General features: G+C 71.1%; 17 protein-coding genes and 1 pseudogene. 16 read left to right on the forward strand and 2 right to left on the reverse strand.

Features of this window, described 5'->3' with window-relative positions; translation table 11 throughout:
- Positions 1-100: 100 nt before the first annotated feature.
- Both BJY14_RS24765 and BJY14_RS47790 read right to left on the reverse strand, forming a co-directional pair.
- The gene (locus tag BJY14_RS24765; RefSeq protein WP_141580358.1) at positions 101-304 is read right to left on the reverse strand and encodes a BldC family transcriptional regulator; all 204 of its coding nucleotides are present in this window, start codon (positions 302-304) and stop codon (positions 101-103) included.
- A gap of 187 nt (positions 305-491) precedes the next feature.
- Positions 492-710: a hypothetical protein gene (locus tag BJY14_RS47790; protein WP_376770015.1), complete on the reverse strand. Its 219-nt coding sequence runs from the start codon at positions 708-710 to the stop codon at positions 492-494.
- Between BJY14_RS47790 and BJY14_RS47795 the strand changes: the two are divergent.
- The 16 genes and pseudogenes from BJY14_RS47795 to nuoK all read left to right on the forward strand — a co-directional run.
- Positions 667-762, forward strand: a pseudogene (locus BJY14_RS47795) (threonine/serine dehydratase); the annotation flags it as partial. The gene BJY14_RS47790 and the pseudogene BJY14_RS47795 sit on opposite strands and share 44 nt — an antisense overlap.
- Before the next feature lie 88 nt (positions 763-850).
- On the forward strand, positions 851-1,555 hold the full coding sequence (locus tag BJY14_RS24770; protein ID WP_312879391.1) for a threonine ammonia-lyase: 705 nt from the start codon (positions 851-853) through the stop codon (positions 1,553-1,555).
- A 12-nt stretch (positions 1,556-1,567) separates the two neighbouring features.
- Positions 1,568-1,825, forward strand: coding sequence for a DUF4229 domain-containing protein (locus BJY14_RS24775; RefSeq protein ID WP_179845814.1), 258 nt, complete (start codon positions 1,568-1,570; stop codon positions 1,823-1,825).
- Between the two features lie 105 nt (positions 1,826-1,930).
- A complete protein-coding gene (locus BJY14_RS24780) occupies positions 1,931-2,644 on the forward strand; it encodes a demethylmenaquinone methyltransferase (protein WP_179845815.1) in 714 nt (237 codons plus the stop codon).
- 135 nt (positions 2,645-2,779) lie between these two features.
- Entirely contained in the window at positions 2,780-4,036 is a 1,257-nt protein-coding gene (locus BJY14_RS24785; RefSeq protein WP_179845816.1) for a geranylgeranyl reductase family protein, read from the forward strand.
- 157 nt (positions 4,037-4,193) lie between these two features.
- Positions 4,194-4,553, forward strand: a complete 360-nt coding sequence (locus BJY14_RS24790; RefSeq protein WP_141580369.1) for an NADH-quinone oxidoreductase subunit A — start codon at positions 4,194-4,196, stop codon at positions 4,551-4,553.
- 1 nt (position 4,554) lies between these two features.
- Positions 4,555-5,100: a NuoB/complex I 20 kDa subunit family protein gene (locus BJY14_RS24795; RefSeq protein WP_179845817.1), complete on the forward strand. Its 546-nt coding sequence runs from the start codon at positions 4,555-4,557 to the stop codon at positions 5,098-5,100.
- Between the two features lies 1 nt (position 5,101).
- Positions 5,102-5,848, forward strand: a complete 747-nt coding sequence (locus tag BJY14_RS24800; RefSeq protein WP_179845818.1) for an NADH-quinone oxidoreductase subunit C — start codon at positions 5,102-5,104, stop codon at positions 5,846-5,848.
- On the forward strand, positions 5,845-7,227 hold the full coding sequence (locus BJY14_RS24805) for an NADH-quinone oxidoreductase subunit D (protein WP_179845819.1): 1,383 nt from the start codon (positions 5,845-5,847) through the stop codon (positions 7,225-7,227). The genes BJY14_RS24800 and BJY14_RS24805 overlap by 4 nt, the downstream gene beginning before the upstream one ends.
- Positions 7,224-8,003 carry an NADH-quinone oxidoreductase subunit NuoE gene (gene nuoE, locus BJY14_RS24810; protein WP_179845820.1) on the forward strand — a complete coding sequence of 260 codons (780 nt, stop codon included), beginning with the start codon at positions 7,224-7,226 and terminating at the stop codon, positions 8,001-8,003. Before BJY14_RS24805 ends, nuoE begins: the two co-directional genes overlap by 4 nt.
- Entirely contained in the window at positions 8,000-9,298 is a 1,299-nt protein-coding gene (gene nuoF / locus BJY14_RS24815; protein ID WP_179845821.1) for an NADH-quinone oxidoreductase subunit NuoF, read from the forward strand. The genes nuoE and nuoF overlap by 4 nt, the downstream gene beginning before the upstream one ends.
- Positions 9,295-11,760: an NADH-quinone oxidoreductase subunit G gene (locus tag BJY14_RS24820; RefSeq protein WP_179845822.1), complete on the forward strand. Its 2,466-nt coding sequence runs from the start codon at positions 9,295-9,297 to the stop codon at positions 11,758-11,760. The genes nuoF and BJY14_RS24820 overlap by 4 nt, the downstream gene beginning before the upstream one ends.
- Positions 11,757-13,097 carry an NADH-quinone oxidoreductase subunit NuoH gene (gene nuoH / locus BJY14_RS24825; protein WP_179845823.1) on the forward strand — a complete coding sequence of 447 codons (1,341 nt, stop codon included), beginning with the start codon at positions 11,757-11,759 and terminating at the stop codon, positions 13,095-13,097. The genes BJY14_RS24820 and nuoH overlap by 4 nt, the downstream gene beginning before the upstream one ends.
- The gene (gene nuoI / locus BJY14_RS24830) at positions 13,084-13,746 is read left to right on the forward strand and encodes an NADH-quinone oxidoreductase subunit NuoI (RefSeq protein WP_179845824.1); all 663 of its coding nucleotides are present in this window, start codon (positions 13,084-13,086) and stop codon (positions 13,744-13,746) included. The genes nuoH and nuoI overlap by 14 nt, the downstream gene beginning before the upstream one ends.
- Positions 13,743-14,663 carry an NADH-quinone oxidoreductase subunit J gene (locus tag BJY14_RS24835; protein WP_179845825.1) on the forward strand — a complete coding sequence of 307 codons (921 nt, stop codon included), beginning with the start codon at positions 13,743-13,745 and terminating at the stop codon, positions 14,661-14,663. The genes nuoI and BJY14_RS24835 overlap by 4 nt, the downstream gene beginning before the upstream one ends.
- The gene (nuoK, locus tag BJY14_RS24840; protein WP_021593191.1) at positions 14,660-14,959 is read left to right on the forward strand and encodes an NADH-quinone oxidoreductase subunit NuoK; all 300 of its coding nucleotides are present in this window, start codon (positions 14,660-14,662) and stop codon (positions 14,957-14,959) included. The genes BJY14_RS24835 and nuoK overlap by 4 nt, the downstream gene beginning before the upstream one ends.
- Positions 14,960-14,963: the final 4 nt, after the last annotated feature.

The following is a 14,963-nucleotide window of genomic DNA, read 5'->3' on the forward strand; positions in this document are numbered from 1 at the left end:
GGGCGGGGAGCGCCCCGGCCGCCCGGCGAGGACTGCCTTCGGCCAAAGACTGTTTCGGCGGGCGGTCCGGGCGGCTCAGGACCGGGGCGGGTGGCCCGGGTCAGTGGGCCGAGTGCTCGGCGACGGGCTCCTCGCCGCGCAGCAGCGCGTGCACCTCGGACTCGCGGAAGCGCCGGTGGCCTCCCGGAGTGCGGATGCTGCTGATCCGGCCCGCGGCGGCCCACCGGGTGACCGTCTTCGGGTCGACCCGGAAGAGGGCGGCGACCTCTCCTGGAGTCAGCAGGCGCTCGCTCGTGCTTTCCACGTTTTCTCTCCCCCTTTGTCCCGCCTTCGGCGCGGGTGGACTGTTTAACAGTGTGGCGGGTCAAGACCGATTTCTCCCTTGTTTTCGGAAAAGATCACCGACCGTAGTGCCCCGAACAGCGGCGATCACGGACGGTGATTCCGGCATGGGTCACAGTGATCACCCTGACCCCCGCTGACCTGCCATGTCACGCCGCCGAGGCCCCTCCGGCCACCCCGGAGAAGTAGTCTCCGGGCATGTCCGACCTCGTATCGCTGCCGGAGATCGAACGGGCCGCCGAGCGCATCGCGGGCGTCGCCGTCCGGACGCCGCTCGTCCCGTTCTCCCGCGACCCCGCCCCGTCCGCCTCCGGCGCGCCCGCGCTGCTGGTGAAGGCCGAGTCGCTGCAGCCGATCGGCGCCTTCAAGCTGCGCGGCGCCTACTCCGCCATCTCCTCCCTCGACCCGCAGGAGCGCGAGCGCGGCGTCGTCACGCACTCCAGCGGCAACCACGCGCAGGCCGTCGCCTACGCGGCCCCGCGCGCTCGGCACCAGGGCCGTGCTGGTCATGCCGCACACCACCCCGGGCGTGAAGGTCGACGCGTGCATCGCGCTCGGCGCCGAGGTCGTCTACGTCGAGCCGACCTCCCGGGCCCGCGCCGAGACCGCGGGCAAGCTCGCCGCCGCGCACGGCTTCACCCTGGTCCCGCCCTACGACGACGCGCGGATCATCGCCGGTCAGGGCACCGTCGGGCTGGAGATCGTCCAGGATCGCCCGGACGTGGACGTGGTGCTCGTCCCGGTCGGCGGCGGCGGCCTGATCTCCGGCGTGTCCGCCGCGGTCAGGGCGCTGCGCCCGGAGGCGAGGATCGTCGGCGTCGAGCCGGAGCTCGCCGCGGACGCCCGCGACTCGATGGCGGCGGGGCGTCCGGTCGAGTGGGCGGCGGAGGAGACCGGCCGCACCGTCGCCGACGCGCTGCGCGTCCAGCGGGTCGGCGACCTGCCGTACGCGCACATGCGCGCCCACGTGGACGGCGTCATCACGGTCACCGAGGACGAGATCCGGCAGGCGATGCGCCGCCTCGCCCGCGAGACCCGCCTCGTCGCCGAGCCGGGGGGCGCCGTCGCCACCGCCGCCTTCCTCTACCACCGCGCGGAACTGCCCGAAGGCCGCACCTTCGTGTCGATCCTGTCCGGCGGCAATGTCGACCCTGCCCTGTTCCTGGACGTGCTGGGCCCACCCCGGGGGGAGGACGGTCAGGACCGGGGATAACCTCGAAGGGCCATGCGTTCCGTCATCCTCTACACCCTGGCCCGGGCCGCGATCTTCGCGGTCACCGCGGGGGTGCTCGCGCTGTTCGGGGCCCGCGGGTTCCTGCTCCTGCTGCTGGCGCTGCTGATCAGCGGCGTCGTCAGCTACGTCCTGCTGTCCGCGCAGCGCGACCGGATGTCCGCCGTCGTCACGCGGGGCGTGCGCTCGCAGCGCGAGAAGTTCGAGAAGTCGGTCGCCAAGGAGGACGCCCCGCGCGGCCGCGCGGAGTGACCGAGTGCGGCCGCGCGGAGTGACCGAGTGGGGCCGCGCGGAATGACCGTCGCGGAGTGCCCCCCGCCCCCGCGTGCAGGGCCTTGCGCGGCCTAGGCTGGGGTCATGACCCGCGCTTCACTCGACAAGCAGCCCGCCGACGTGGCGGCGATGTTCGACGGCACCGCCGAGCGGTACGACCTGATGAACTCGCTGATGACCGGCGGCCAGGACCGGCGGTGGCGGCGGGAGGTCGTCCGGGCGCTGGAGGCGCGGCCGGGTGAGCGTGTCCTCGACCTCGCGGCCGGCACGGGGACCTCGTCCGTCCCGTTCGCCGAGGCCGGGGCCGACACGGTCGCGTGCGACTTCTCGCTCGGCATGCTGCGCGTCGGGGTGCGCCGCCAGGCGAACGTCACGGGCCTGCGGTTCGTGGCCGGCGACGCGCTGCGGCTGCCCTTCGCGGACGGCTCCTTCGACGCCGTCACGATCTCCTTCGGGCTCCGCAACGTCGCCGACACCGGGCTGGCGCTGCGCGAGCTGCGCCGGGTCGCCAGGCCCGGCGGGCGGCTGGTGATCTGCGAGGTGAGCCACCCCCCGAACGCGCTGCTGGCGCTCGGCCACAAGGCGCACCTGCGCTACGGGCTGCCGCTGCTGGCGCGGGTCAGCTCCAACCCCGACTCCTACCGCTACCTTGCCGAGTCGACGCTCGCCTGGCCCGACCAGGCGGGGCTGGCACGGCTCATCCAGGACGCGGGATGGGGCGAGGTGCGCTGGCGCGACCTCACGTTCGGCGTGGTGGCCCTGCACCATGCCGTCAACCCGTCCGTCAAGCCTGCTTGACAGACCGCGGCCGGTGGTTCGGACCGGTCCAAACTTGGACCGGCCCAGAAGTACCCACCAGTCGTGATAAAGGAATAGACTCCCCACCGGATCCTTGTGAAGTACTTCACAAGCGAACGAGCGAAGAGGACCATCGTGACCGACTCCACCCGACACGCGGATGTCATCGTCGTCGGGGCGGGCCCCGCCGGATCGTCGACCGCCTATTGGCTCGCGCAGGCCGGCCTGGACGTCTTCCTGCTGGAGAAGGCCACCTTCCCGCGCGACAAGATCTGCGGCGACGGCCTCACCCCGCGGGCCGTCCGGGCGCTCATCGGCATGGGCGTCGACATCAACGACCCCGGCTGGGGACGCAACAAGGGCCTGCGCATCTACGGCGGCGGCGTCAAGGTCGAGCTGCCCTGGCCCGAGCTCGCGTCCTTCCCCGACTTCGGCCTCGTCCGCAAGCGCACCGACCTCGACCAGCTCCTCGCCGAGCACGCCGCCAAGGCCGGCGCTCAGCTCCTGCAGGGCTGCAACGTGACGGGCCCGATCGTCGACGAGCGCACCGACCGCATCACCGGGGTCACCGCCGAGTACGAGGGCGAGGAGCTGGAGTTCCACGCGCCCCTGGTCGTCGCCGCCGACGGCAACTCGACCCGGCTGTCGCTCGCCATGGGGCTGCGGCGCCGCGAGGACCGGCCCATGGGCGTCGCGGTCCGCCGCTACTTCCAGACCCCCCGCCACGACGACGACTACATGGAGGCGTGGCTGGAGCTGTGGGACGGCCAGCGCCTCCTGCCCGGCTACGGCTGGGTGTTCGGCGTCGGCGACGGCACCTCCAACGTCGGCCTCGGCCTGCTCAACACCAGCAAGGCGTTCCAGAGCGTCGACTACCGCGGCATGCTCAAGAGCTGGTGCGCGCAGATGCCGGAGGACTGGCAGTTCGACGAGGAGCACGCGACCTCCAAGATCCGCGGCGCGGCGCTGCCGATGGGCTTCAACCGGCAGCCGCACTACACCCGCGGGATGCTGCTCGTCGGCGACGCCGGCGGCATGATCAACCCGTTCAACGGCGAGGGCATCGACTACGCCCTGGAGTCCGGCCGGCTGGCCGCCGACATCATGGTCCAGGCGCTCGCCCGCCGCACCCCCGCGCAGCGCGAGCGGACCCTCTACGAGTACCCGCGCATCCTCAAGGACGACCACGGCGGCTACTTCACCCTCGCCCGCGTGTTCGTCCAGGCGATCGGCGACCCGCGGGTCATGAAGTTCCTGACCGCGCACGGCCTGCCGCACCCGACGCTGATGCGCTTCACGCTGAAGCTCCTCGCGAACCTCACCGACCCCAAGGGAGGGGACGCGATGGACCGCGTCATCAACGCGATGCAGAAGGTGGCGCCGGCGGCATGAACGCGCGCGTGGAATTCAGGCTTCCGCAGGTGAGCGGACTAAAGTGCAGTACCCGACCCCCTGAGGGGAGCGCTATTGATCACCTTGGCTAGGGTGGCGGGTCGCAGGCGGCCCGTCCCGTACAACGTCGTACGTCCCGAGGAGAGGCTGTAGAGATATGGATCTCTATATTCCGATCATCGTGCTGGGGGTGCTCGCCTTCGCCTTCGCCGCCGGCTCGGTGGCGATGGCCGCGCTCACGGGGCCCAAGCGCTGGAACCGCGCCCGCCTGGACGCCTACGAGTGCGGTATCGAGCCGACCCCGCAGCCGGTCGGCGGCGGGCGCTTCCCGATCAAGTACTACCTGACGGCGATGCTGTTCATCGTCTTCGACATTGAGATCATCTTCCTTTACCCCTGGGCGGTCGCGTTCGACCGGATGGGGCTCTTCGGCCTTGTCGAGATGGTTCTTTTCATCGTCACCGTCCTCGTGGCGTACGCCTACATCTGGCGGCGCGGCGGTCTGGAGTGGGACTGACATGGGTCTAGAGGAGAAACTCCCCAGCGGCTTCCTGCTGACCACGGTCGAGCAGGTCGCGGGGTGGGCGCGCAGCAGTTCGATGTGGCCGGCGACGTTCGGCCTCGCGTGCTGCGCGATCGAGATGATGGCGACGGGCGACCCCCGGCACGACTTCTCCCGGTGGGGGATGGAGCGCGCCTCGGCGACGCCGCGCCAGGCCGACCTGATGATCGTCGCGGGCCGGGTGAGCCAGAAGATGGCGCCGGTGCTGCGGCAGATCTACGACCAGATGACCGAGCCGAAGTGGGTCATCGCGATGGGCGTGTGCGCCTCGTCCGGCGGCATGTTCAACAACTACGCGATCGTGCAGGGCGTGGACCACATCGTCCCGGTGGACATCTACCTGCCCGGCTGCCCGCCGCGGCCGGAGATGCTGCTGGACGCGATCCTCAAGCTGCACGACAAGGTCCAGAACAGCAAGCTCGGGCCGCAGCGCGCCAAGCAGATCGCCGAGCTGGAAGAGGCCAAGCGCCGCCGGCTGCCGCTGCTGGGACAGGGGGCCTGACGTGAGTTCGCAGAACCCTGAGCAGCGGGCCGAGCAGGGCGCCGACAAGCTCCCCGCGCAGACCGAGGAGGAGCGCCGCGAGCAGCCGGTCGCCCGCAAGGGCATGTTCGGCGCGCGGACCACCGGCGACACCTCCGGCTACGGCGGGCTCGTCATCCGGCAGAGCCCGAAGGTGTCCGCGCAGCGCCCCTACGGCGGGCCCGGCGGCGCCGCCGAGGCCGGCGAGTTCGACGAGGTCGCCGACGAGCTGGAGCGCGCCTACCCCCACTTCGGCGACGCCGTCGAGCGGGTCGTCGTCGACCGCGGTGAGATCACGTTCTTCGTGCGGCGCGAGCACCTCCTGGAGGTCGCGCGGACCATGCGGGACGAGCCGTCCCTGCGCTTCGAGATGTGCTCGGGCGTGTCGGGCGTGCACTACCCGAAGGACGAGGGCGCCGAGCTGCACTCGGTCGTGCACCTGCTGTCGATCACGCACAACCGGCGCGTCCGGCTGGAAGTGACCTGCCCGGACGCCGACCCGCACGTCCCGTCGCTGGTGCCGGTCTACCCGACGAGCGACTGGCACGAGCGGGAGACCTACGACTTCTTCGGGATCGTCTACGACGGCCACCCGGCGCTCACGCGCATCGAGATGCCCGACGACTGGGTCGGCCATCCGCAGCGCAAGGACTACCCCCTCGGCGGTATTCCCGTCGAGTACCGCGGAGCGGAGATCCCCCCGCCCGACGAGCGGAGGTCGTACGTATGAGTTCCACGAAGTACACCGAGTACGACGCCTACGCCGCGGAAGAGGCGGCATCGGGGGCGGCGGGGCGTAGCCAAGGGGGTGCGACACAGGGCAAGGTCTTCGACGTCAACGGGCAGGACTGGGACCAGGTCGTCGCCGGTGCGGAGGACCTCGGCGACGAGCGGCTCGTCGTCAACATGGGCCCGCAGCACCCGTCCACGCACGGGGTGCTCCGGCTCATCCTGACGCTCGACGGTGAGACGGTGAACGAGGCCCGGGTGGGCATCGGCTACCTGCACACCGGCATCGAGAAGAACATGGAGTTCCGCACCTGGACGCAGGGCACCACGTTCTGCACCCGGATGGACTACCTCGCGCCGATCTTCAACGAGACGGCGTACTGCCTGAGCGTGGAGAAGCTGCTCGGCATCACCGAGCAGGTCCCGGAGCGGGCCCAGATCATCCGCGTGATGATGATGGAGCTGAACCGGATCTCCTCGCACCTGGTCGCGATCGCCACGTTCGGCCTGGAGCTCGGCGCGACGACGGTGATGCTGAACGGCTTCGTCGAGCGCGAGTACACCCTCGACCTGTTCGAGGAGATCACCGGCCTGCGGATGAACATGGCCTACGTCCGCCCGGGCGGGGTCGCGCAGGACCTGCCGAGCGGCGCGACCAGCAAGATCCGCGACTACCTGGACCGGATGCCGAAGCGGATCCAGGCGATGCGCAAGCTGATGGACTCCAACCCGGTCTACCTGGCGCGCACCCAGAACATCGCGTACCTGGACCTGACCGGCTGCATGGCGCTCGGCATCACCGGCCCGGTGCTGCGCTCGACCGGCCTGCCGTGGGACCTGCGCAAGTCGCAGCCCTACTGCGGCTACGAGACCTACGACTTCGAGGTCGCGACGCAGGACACCTGCGACGTCTACGGCCGCTACCTCGTCCGGATGGACGAGATGGAGGAGTCGCTGAAGATCGTCGAGCAGTGCCTGGACCGGCTCCAGTCGGTCAAGGGCCCGGTGATGATCGAGGACAAGAAGATCGGCTGGCCGGCGCAGCTGGCGATCGGCGCGGACGGCATGGGCAACTCGCCCCGGCACATCGCGCACATCATGGGCACCTCGATGGAGGCCCTCATCCATCACTTCAAGCTGGTGACGGAGGGCTTCCGGGTGCCCGCCGGGCAGGCGTACGCGCCCATCGAGTCGCCGCGCGGCGAGCTCGGCGCCCACGTGGTCAGCGACGGCGGAACCCGCCCGTACCGCGTCCACTTCCGCGAGCCGTCCTTCGTCAACCTTCAGGCGGCCCCGGCGATGGCGGAGGGCGGCATGATCGCCGACGTCATCGCGGCAGTGGCCAGCATCGACCCGGTCATGGGGGGAGTGGACCGATGACATACGGACCTGAGGTCCGCGAACGGCTGGAGCGCGACGCCAAGGAGATCATCGGCCGGTACCCCCGGCCGCGCTCGGCGCTGCTGCCGATGCTGCACCTGGTGCAGTCGGTGGAGGGACACGTCACCGAGGACGGGATCGAGTTCTGCGCGGAGCAGCTCGGCATCACCCCGGCGCAGGTGACGGGAGTCGCGACCTTCTACACGCAGTACAAGCACGCGCCGGTCGGCGAGTACCACGTCGGCGTGTGCATCAACACGCTGTGCGCGGTCATGGGCGGCGACCAGATCTGGAACGAGCTGAGCGAGCACGCCGGGGTCGGGCACGACGAGGCCACCCCGGACGGCAAGGTCAGCCTGGAGCGGATCGAGTGCAACGCGGCCTGCGACTTCGCGCCGGTGATGATGGTCAACTGGGAGTTCTTCGACAACATGACTCCCGAGAAGGCCAAGCAGCTGGTCGACGACCTGCGCTCGGGTAAGCAAGTGCTTCCTTCGCGCGGGCCGGAGGGCCTGGCCACCTGGAAGGAGGCGTCCCGCGTGCTCGCCGGGTTCCCGGACGGGCGCGCCGGCGAGGGCGTCCAGGCCGGGCCCGAGTCGCTGCGCGGCCTGAAGCTGGCGCAGGAGCGCGGCTGGGAGGCGCCCCGCACGGACGTCGACCGCGAGCGTCCGCAGGAGCCGGTGAAGGCCGAGGAGATGGGCTCGCCCCCGCAGGAGCCGGGCAAGCCGGCCGGCGGAGAGGCCAAGCCGGGATCGCAGGAGGGGCGGAACAAGTGACCACGCTGACCCCCATCCTCACCAAGAACTGGGACCGGGCCGACTCGTTCACCCGGGCGGGCTACGAGCGCGACGGCGGCTACGAGGCGCTTCGCGCGGCGTTCCGCATGGAGCCGGACGAGATCGTGCAGGCGGTCAAGGACTCCGGCCTGCGCGGCCGCGGCGGCGCGGGCTTCCCCACCGGGATGAAGTGGGGCTTCCTGCCGCCGAGCAGCCCGAACCCGCGCTACCTCGTCGTCAACGCCGACGAGTCCGAGCCGGGCACGTGCAAGGACATCCCGCTGATGATGGCCAACCCGCACGTGCTCGTCGAGGGCGTGATCATCAGCTCGTACGCGATCAAGTCGAACCTCGCGTTCATCTACGTGCGCGGCGAGGTGCTGCACGTGATCCGCCGCCTGCACCAGGCGGTGGCGGAGGCGTACGAGGCCGGCTACCTCGGCAAGGACATCCTCGGCTCCGGCTACGACCTGGACGTGGTCGTGCACAGCGGCGCCGGGGCCTACATCTGCGGCGAGGAGACGGCGCTGCTGGACTCCCTCGAAGGGTTCCGCGGTCAGCCCAGGCTCAAGCCCCCCTTCCCGGCGGTCGCGGGCCTCTACGGCGGGCCCACCGTCATCAACAACGTCGAGTCGATCGCCTCGGTTCCCTCGATCATCGCCAACGGGCCGGAATGGTTCGCCTCGATGGGCACCGAGAAGTCCCAGGGCTTCGGGATCTTCTCGCTGTCCGGGCACGTCACGCGGCCCGGGCAGTACGAGGCGCCGCTCGGCATCACGCTGCGGGAACTGCTCGACATGGCGGGCGGGATCCGCGAGGGCCACCGGCTGAAGTTCTGGACGCCCGGCGGGTCGTCCACCCCGATCTTCACCGACGAGCACCTCGACGTGCCGCTGGACTTCGAGTCCGTCGGCGCCGCCGGGTCCATGCTCGGCACCCGGGCCCTGCAGATCTTCGACGAGACGACCTGCGTCGTCCGCGCCGTGCTGCGCTGGTCGGAGTTCTACGCGCACGAGTCGTGCGGCAAGTGCACGCCGTGCCGCGAGGGCACCTACTGGTACAAGCAGATGCTCAAGCGGCTGGAGGCGGGCCAGGGCTCCGAGGAGGACCTGGAGACCCTGCTGGACCTGTCCGACAACATCCTGGGCCGATCGTTCTGCGCCCTCGGCGACGGCGCCACGAGCCCGGTCGTCTCGTCCATCAAGCTGTTCCGGGACGAGTACCTCCGGCACTTCGAGCTCGGCGCCTGCCCGTTCGACCCGGCCAAGTCGACCCTCTGGGGAGGTGCCAAGTGACCGTCACCGACGACAAGTCGGCGGTGGAGCGGCCGGTGGAGATGGTCTCCTGCACCATCGACGGCTTCGAGATCGAGGTGCCCAAGGGCACGCTGATCATCCGGGCCGCCGAGCTGCTCGGCATCCAGATCCCCCGGTTCTGCGACCACCCGCTGCTGGACCCGGTCGGGGCCTGCCGGCAGTGCCTGGTGGAGATCCCCGACGCCGGCAACGGCCGGGGCATGCCGAAGCCGCAGGCGTCCTGCACCACCGCGGTGATGCCGGGCATGGTGGTCAAGACCCAGCTCACCTCGCCGGTCGCCGACAAGGCGCAGCACGGCGTGATGGAACTGCTGCTGATCAACCACCCGCTGGACTGCCCGATCTGCGACAAGGGCGGCGAGTGCCCGCTGCAGAACCAGGCGATGTCCAACGGCCGCGGCGAGACCCGGTTCGTGGAGGCCAAGCGGACCTTCCCCAAGCCGATCCCGCTGTCCAGCCAGGTGCTGCTCGACCGGGAGCGCTGCATCCAGTGCGCCCGCTGCACCCGGTTCTCCGACCAGATCGCCGGCGACGCGTTCATCGACCTGTTCGAGCGCGGCGCCAAGGAGCAGGTCGGCGCGGCGGACGGCAAGCCGTTCCAGTCCTACTTCTCCGGCAACACCGTGCAGATCTGCCCGGTGGGCGCGCTGACCGGCGCCGCGTACCGGTTCCGGTCCCGCCCGTTCGACCTGGTCTCGCAGCCGAGCGTCTGCGAGCACTGCGCGTCCGGCTGCGCGCTGCGCACCGACCACCGCCGCGGGAAGATCACGCGGCGGCTGGCCGGGGACGACCCGCAGGTCAACGAGGAGTGGAACTGCGACAAGGGCCGCTGGGCGTTCACCTACGGGACGCGGCCCGAGCGGCTCGCCCAGCCGCTCGTCCGGGGCGAGGACGGCGAGCTGGAGCCCGCGTCCTGGCCCGAGGCGCTCACCATCGCGGCGCGCGGCCTCGCGGCGGCGCGCGGCTCGGCCGGCGTCCTGACCGGCGGCCGCGTCACCCTTGAGGACGCCTACGCCTACGCCAAGTTCGCCCGGATCGCGCTCGGCACCAACGACGTCGACTTCCGGGCCCGGCCGCTGTCGGAGGAGGAGTCGCGGTTCCTCGCCTCGTCCGTCGCGGGCCACCCCATCGAGGTGACCTACGCCGACCTGGAGAAGGCGCCGGTCGTCCTGCTCGCCGGGTTCGAGCCCGAGGAGGAGTCGCCGATCGTCTTCCTGCGGCTCCGCAAGGCGTTCCGCAAGAACCGCCTGAAGGTGTTCGCGGCGGCCCCGTTCGCGACGCGCGGGCTGGCGAAGGTCGGCGGCACGCTGCTGCCGACGCTGCCCGGCGCGGAAGCCGAGGTCCTCGGCTCCCTCATCGGGGATGACGCCAGGTCCGACATCCGCACGCTGCTGGAGACGCCCGGCGCTGTCATCCTCGTCGGCGAGCGGCTCGCCACCAGCCCCGGCGCGCTCACGTCGGCGACCCGGGTGGCGCAGGCCACCGGAGCCCGGCTGGCCTGGGTGCCGCGCCGGGCCGGGGAGCGCGGCGCGATCGAGGCCGGGGCGCTGCCCGGGCTGCTGCCGATCGGCCGTCCGGTCACCGACCCGCAGGCCCGCGCCGACGTCGCCCGTGCCTGGGGCGTCGCCGACCTGCCCGCCGGTCCCGGCGAGGACACGGCCGGCATCATCGCGGAGGCGGCCGCGGGGCGGCGCGGCGCGCTGCTCGTCGGCGGCGTCGACCCCTACGACCTGGCCGACCCCGAGGCGATGCTGCGGGCGCTGGAGGCCACCCCGTTCGTGGTGAGCCTGGAGCAGCGGCCGAGCGCGGTCACCGACCGCGCCGACGTCGTCCTGCCGGTCGCGGCGGTCGCGGAGAAGTCCGGGACGTTCGTCGACTGGGAGGGCCGCGGCCGCCCGTTCGACGTCGTGCTCAAGTCCGCCGGGCGGATGTCCGACCTGCGGGTGCTGGACGCGCTGGCCGACGAGATGGACGTCCACCTGGGCCTGCCGGGCCCCGAGGCCGCCCGCCGCGAGATGGCCGGCCTCGGCGCCTACCGCGGCGAGCGCCCGGACGCGCCGAGCGTCGCGCAGGGACTGGCGCCGCACCCCGAGCGGGGCGAGGCCCTCCTGGCGACCTGGCGGCTGCTGCTCGACCGGGGCCGCCTCCAGGACGGCGAGCCGTTCCTCGCCGGCACCGCCAAGCCCGCCGCCGCCCGGCTGTCGCCCGCGACGGCCGCGGAGATCGGCGCGACCGGCGCGGTGACGGTGTCGGGCCCGCGCGGCGCGGTCACGCTCCCGCTGGAGATCACCCCCGACCTGCCCGACCGGGTGGTGTGGCTGCCGACGAACTCGGCGGGCTGCGCCCTGCACCGGGACGTCGGCGCGGCCGCGGGAGGCGTCGTCAAGATCGCGGGCGCGGTGCCCGCGACCGCGACCGAGAACGCTGGAGGCACCGAATGAGCTCCCTGGCCGCGGCGCCGGCGCCCGACCCGCAGCTGCAGGACTTCGGGTCGGACCCGTGGTGGCTGATCGGCGGCAAGGTCCTCGCCATCTTCGTGTTCCTCGTCGTCACCGTGCTGATGACGATGTGGATCGAGCGGCGCGTCATCGGCCGGATGCAGCTGCGCGTCGGCCCCAACCGCGCCGGGCCCTTCGGCCTGCTGCAGGGCCTCGCCGACGGCGTCAAGCTGGCGCTCAAGGAGGACATCGTCCCCCGCCAGGTCGACAAGATCGTCTTCGTCCTGGCGCCGGTGATGGCGGCGGTGCCCGCGTTCATCTCCTTCGTCATCATCCCGTTCGGCCCGACGGTCTCGATCTTCGGCCACCGGACGGCGCTGCAGGGCACCGACCTTCCGGTCGCGGTGCTGCTCGTCCTCGCGATGTCCTCGATGGCGATCTACGGCATCGTGCTGGCCGGCTGGTCCTCGATGTCGCCGTACTCGCTGCTCGGCGGGCTGCGCTCGTCCGCGCAGATGATCTCCTACGAGATCGCGATGGGCCTGTCGTTCGTGGCCGTGTTCATGTTCGCCGGCTCGATGTCCACCTCGGAGATCGTCGCGGCGCAGCACGACAAGTGGTTCGTGGTGCTGCTCGCGCCGTCGTTCGTCGTCTACGTCATCACGATGATGGGCGAGTCGAACCGCATCCCGTTCGACCTGCCCGAGGGCGAGGGCGAGCTGGTCGGCGGCTTCCACACCGAGTACTCGTCGCTGAAGTTCGCGATGTTCTTCCTCGCGGAGTACATCAACCTCGCGACGCTGTCGGCCCTGGCCACCACCATGTTCCTCGGCGGCTGGCGCGCCCCGGCACCGATCTCCACGGTGTGGGCGGGCGCCAACTCCGGCTGGTGGCCGGTGCTGTGGTTCCTGATCAAGATCTTCCTGTTCATCTTCTTCTTCATCTGGCTGCGCGGCACGCTGCCGCGCGTGCGCTACGACCAGCTGATGAAGCTCGGCTGGAAGGTGCTGATGCCCTTCTCGCTCGGCTGGATCATGCTGGTCGCGACCATCCGCGCGCTGCGCAACGACGGCTACGAGATGCGGCAGCTGTTCATCGCCGCCGCCGTGGTCGCCGCGATCGTGCTGGTCGCCACGGTGATCTGGGAGATGCTCCGCGGCCGCGAGGACGACAAGGAGATCGTCCCGGGGGCGGCGCCGGGGCCGCGCACCGACCCGTCGGCGGGCGGGTTCCCGGTGCCGCCGATGGACGCGCCCCACTACCACGGCCGCGCCCGCGAGCCGGTCCGGCCGGCCACGATCGAAACGCCCTCCGAGGAGGTCACCAGTGGGACTCACTGATTTCCTGAACCCGGTCAAGGGGTTCGGGGTCTCGTTCCACCAGATGTTCATGAAGAGCGAGACCGTCCAGTACCCCGAGGTGAAGAAGCCGACGGCTCCTCGCTTCCACGGGCGGCACCAGCTGAACCGGTGGCCGGACGGCCTGGAGAAGTGCATCGGCTGCGAGCTGTGCGCGTGGGCGTGCCCCGCGGACGCCATCTTCGTCGAGGGCGCCGACAACACGGCCGACGAGCGGTACTCGCCCGGCGAGCGCTTCGGACGCACCTACCAGATCAACTATCTGCGGTGCATCCTGTGCGGCCTGTGCATCGAGGCGTGCCCGACCCGGGCGCTCACGATGACCAACGAGTACGAGCTCGCCGACGACAGCCGCGAGAGCCTCATCTACACCAAGGAGATGCTGCTCGCCCCGCTGCGCGAGGGCATGGAGGCGCCCCCGCACGAGATGCGCCTGGGCGACACCGAGGAGGACTACTACCGCCTCGGCCTCCAGGAGGGCGACGGCCACGTGTCTTCCGAGGGGGGACGACCCCCCACGCCCCCCGGAACGCCTTCGGCTCCGAAGATCCCTTCGGAGGGCGGCGGGCGCGCGAGCGCCGACCAGGCCGTCAAGCGCGAGAAGGCGCGCAAGGGCGGTGAGGGCAAGTGACCGGCTCCGTCGCGAGCGCGCACGTGCTCGCCGCCGAGGTCGCCGACAAGCAGTCCGGCGAGCCGTTCTTCTTCTGGCTGCTGGCGATCGTCTCGGTGCTCGCCGCGCTCGGCATGATCTTCGCACGGAAGGCGGTGCACTCGGCGCTGCTGCTGGCGACCGTGATGCTCTGCCTGGCGGCGCTGTACGCGATCCAGAACGCGCCGTTCCTGGCGTTCGTGCAGGTGATCGTCTACACCGGCGCGGTGCTGATGCTGTTCCTGTTCGTGCTGATGCTCGTCGGGGTCAGTTCCACCGACTCGCTGGTGGAGACGATCCGGGGCCAGCGGTTCTGGGCGGTCATCGCCGCGATCGGCTTCCTCGTCCTGCTGGCCGTCGGGCTCGGCAACGCCGCGCTCGGCGGCTCGGCCGGGCTGACCCAGGCCAACTCCGAGGGCAACATCATCGGGCTGGCCCGGCTGCTGTTCTCCAAGTACGTGTTCGCGTTCGAGGCGACCAGCGCCCTGCTGATCACCGCGGCGCTGGGCGCGATGGTGCTGGCGCACCGGGAGCGCACCGAGCCGAAGCCGACGCAGAAGGACCTGTCGCGGCAGCGGTTCCTGTCCGGCTCCCACCCGGGCCCGCTGCCGGGCCCCGGCACCTACGCCCGGCACAACGCCGTCGACATGCCGGCGCTGCTGCCCGACGGGACGCCCTCCGAGCTGTCGGTCAACCCGGTCATCGCGGCCCGCACCGACACCGCGGAGCGGCACGCCGACCTGTACGGCGGCTCCGAGGAGGAGGCCCTCGAACGGGACGTGGCCGCGGTCAAGGCGGTCACCGAGGACGTCCACGACACCGATGCCGAGGCGCGCTCGGTCAAGTCGGGGACGCCGGCCGCCGGCGGCGGCGCTAGTGAAGGCGAGGCAGGAGAATGAGCCCGGGGCACTACCTGGCGCTCTCGGCGATCCTGTTCACCATCGGAGCGCTCGGCGTCCTCGTGCGCCGCAACGCCATCGTGGTGTTCATGTGCGTCGAGCTGATGCTGAACGCGACGAACCTGGCGTTCGTCTCGTTCTCCCGAATGCACGGCAACCTGGACGGCCAGATCATCGCCTTCTTCGTGATGGTGGTGGCCGCGGCGGAGGTCGTGGTGGGTCTGGCGATCATCATGACCATCTTCCGGACCCGCAGGTCCTCGTCGGTCGACGACGCGAACCTGCTGAAGTACTGAGAGG

The organism is Actinomadura luteofluorescens (assembly GCF_013409365.1).
Lineage (GTDB): Bacteria > Actinomycetota > Actinomycetes > Streptosporangiales > Streptosporangiaceae > Spirillospora > Spirillospora luteofluorescens.

Bases quoted from the DNA above. Each gene is read 5' to 3' on its own strand.
- BJY14_RS24770 (WP_312879391.1), top strand. From the start codon at position 851: ATGCCGCACACCACCCCGGGCGTGAAGGTCGACGCGTGCATCGCGCTC.
- BJY14_RS24775 (WP_179845814.1), top strand. From the start codon at position 1,568: ATGCGTTCCGTCATCCTCTACACCCTGGCCCGGGCCGCGATCTTCGCG.
- BJY14_RS24780 (WP_179845815.1), top strand. From the start codon at position 1,931: ATGACCCGCGCTTCACTCGACAAGCAGCCCGCCGACGTGGCGGCGATG.
- BJY14_RS24790 (WP_141580369.1), top strand. From the start codon at position 4,194: ATGGATCTCTATATTCCGATCATCGTGCTGGGGGTGCTCGCCTTCGCC.
- BJY14_RS24795 (WP_179845817.1), top strand. From the start codon at position 4,555: ATGGGTCTAGAGGAGAAACTCCCCAGCGGCTTCCTGCTGACCACGGTC.
- BJY14_RS24805 (WP_179845819.1), top strand. From the start codon at position 5,845: ATGAGTTCCACGAAGTACACCGAGTACGACGCCTACGCCGCGGAAGAG.
- nuoE (WP_179845820.1), top strand. From the start codon at position 7,224: ATGACATACGGACCTGAGGTCCGCGAACGGCTGGAGCGCGACGCCAAG.
- nuoH (WP_179845823.1), top strand. From the start codon at position 11,757: ATGAGCTCCCTGGCCGCGGCGCCGGCGCCCGACCCGCAGCTGCAGGAC.
- nuoK (WP_021593191.1), top strand. From the start codon at position 14,660: ATGAGCCCGGGGCACTACCTGGCGCTCTCGGCGATCCTGTTCACCATC.